This window comes from Kitasatospora phosalacinea, assembly GCF_030268885.1.
Taxonomy (GTDB): Bacteria; Actinomycetota; Actinomycetes; order Streptomycetales; family Streptomycetaceae; genus Kitasatospora; species Kitasatospora phosalacinea_C.
Map to the genome: position 1 here is coordinate 1 of NZ_BSSA01000079.1, position 2,047 is coordinate 2,047.

Genomic DNA, 2,047 nt, shown 5'->3' on the forward strand with positions numbered 1-2,047 from the left:
ATCCGCGACCTGGACCTGCTGCGGCCGATCTACGCCCAGACCGCCGCGTACGGCCACTTCGGCCGCGAGCTGCCGGACTTCACCTGGGAGCGCACCGACCGCGTCGAGGCGCTGAAGGCGGCCGTCGAGGCCGCGGTCCCGGGTCAGGCGATCGAACCGGGGCCTTGAAATGCGCATCGCGGTCACAGGTTCGATTGCCACCGACCATCTGATGACCTTCCCGGGTCGCTTCACGGACCAGCTGCTCGCCGATCAGCTCTCGTGCGTCTCCCTCTCGTTCCTGGTGGACGCGCTCGAGGTGCGCCGGGGCGGGGTGGCCGCCAACATCGCCTTCGGCCTGGCCCAGCTCGGCCTGGAGCCCGTGCTGGTCGGGTCCGTGGGCAATGACTTCGCGGAGTACGACGCTTGGCTGACGGCCCACGGCGTCGACACCTGTGGCGTCCGGATCTGTTCCGAGAAACAGACCGCCCGCTTCATGTGCATCACTGATCTGGACGCCAACCAGATCGCCGCCTTCTACACGGGCGCCATGCAAGAGGCCGCCGAGATCGACCTGAGTCAGCTGGCCCGCACCAAGGGCCAGCCCGATCTGGTGCTGATCTGCGCCAACGACCCGTCAGCAATGCTCCTCCACACGGCGCACTGCCGTGACGCGGGCGTTCCCTTCGCTGCGGACCCGTCGCAGCAGCTCGCCCGGATGAGTTCGACCGAGACCCGGGACCTGATCCGGGGAGCGCGTTGGCTCTTCAGCAACGAGTACGAAGCGGCGCTGCTGCTGGAGCGCACCGGCTGGAGCCGGGACGAGGTCCTGAACCACGTCGGGACATGGGTCACCACCCTCGGCGAACGGGGGGTGCGCATCGACCAGCGGGGCCGGGCGCCGCTGTCCGTCTCTGCCATCCAGAGTGTCACCGTCGTCGATCCCACCGGAGTGGGCGACGCGTTCCGGGCGGGTTTCCTCACGGGCGTGGGCAGGGGGCTTGCGCTGGAGTCGGCGGCCCAGCTGGGCTGTGTGCTGGCCGCCGAGGCACTGGGGGGCATCGGCCCGCAGTCCTACTCCGTGGACCACGATCGGTTGATCTCCGCGGCCGAACGCGCTTACGGCGTCCAGGCAGCGCATCGGATGGGCGCCGGCTTGCTCATCACGGCCTCCGGGAACACCGCGTGATGCCCACCGCCCAGCAGGAGCGCGCCGACGCCCTGCGCGAGGCCCTCGCCACCCGAGTCGTGGTCGCCGACGGGGCGATGGGCACGATGCTCCAGGCGCAGGAGCCGACGATGGAGGACTTCCAGCAGCTGGAGGGCTGCAACGAGGTCCTGAACGTCACCCGCCCCGACATCGTGCGCTCGGTGCACGAGGCGTACTTCGCGGTCGGCGTGGACTGCGTGGAGACCAACACCTTCGGCGCCAACCACTGGGCCCTGGGCGAGTACGACATCTCCGAGCGGATCTTCGAGCTGTCCGAGGCGGGCGCCCGGATCGCCCGCGAGGTGGCCGACGAGTTCACCGCGAAGGACGGCCGCCCCCGCTGGGTGCTGGGCTCGATCGGCCCGGGCACCAAGCTGCCGACGCTGGGTCACACCACCTTCGAGGTGGTCCGCGAGGGCTTCCGGCAGAACGCGGCGGGCCTGATCGCGGGCGGCGTCGACGCGCTGCTGGTCGAGACCAGCCAGGACCTGCTGCAGACCAAGGCCGCGGTGCTGGGCTGTCGGGCCGCCCTGACCGAGGCCGGGCTGGACCTGCCGGTCTTCGCCCAGGTCACCGTCGAGACCACCGGCACCATGCTGCTGGGCTCGGAGATCGGCGCGGCGCTGACCGCGCTGGAGCCGCTGGGCATCGACTTCATCGGCATGAACTGCGCCACCGGCCCGGCCGAGATGAGCGAGCACCTGCGCTACCTGGCGAAGAACGCCCGGGTCGGCCTGTCCTGCATGCCGAACGCGGGCCTGCCGGTGCTCACCAAGGACGGCGCGCACTACCCGCTCAGCCCGGCCGAACTCGCCGACGCCCACGAGGCCTTCGTCCGCGACTACGGCCTGGCCCTGG

3 protein-coding genes are annotated in these 2,047 nt (G+C 70.7%); all 3 read left to right on the forward strand.

Annotation, left to right across the window (positions count from 1 at the left end):
- On the forward strand, positions 1–168 hold a 168-nt coding region (locus QSK52_RS38980; protein WP_285741027.1), incomplete at its 5' end, for a methionine adenosyltransferase domain-containing protein.
- Between the two features lies 1 nt (position 169).
- Positions 170–1,168 carry a carbohydrate kinase family protein gene (locus QSK52_RS38985; RefSeq protein ID WP_285741025.1) on the forward strand — a complete coding sequence of 333 codons (999 nt, stop codon included), beginning with the start codon at positions 170–172 and terminating at the stop codon, positions 1,166–1,168.
- Positions 1,168–2,047 (forward strand): homocysteine S-methyltransferase family protein (locus QSK52_RS38990; RefSeq protein ID WP_285741026.1); only part of this gene is annotated, 880 nt, incomplete at its 3' end. The genes QSK52_RS38985 and QSK52_RS38990, both read left to right, overlap by 1 nt.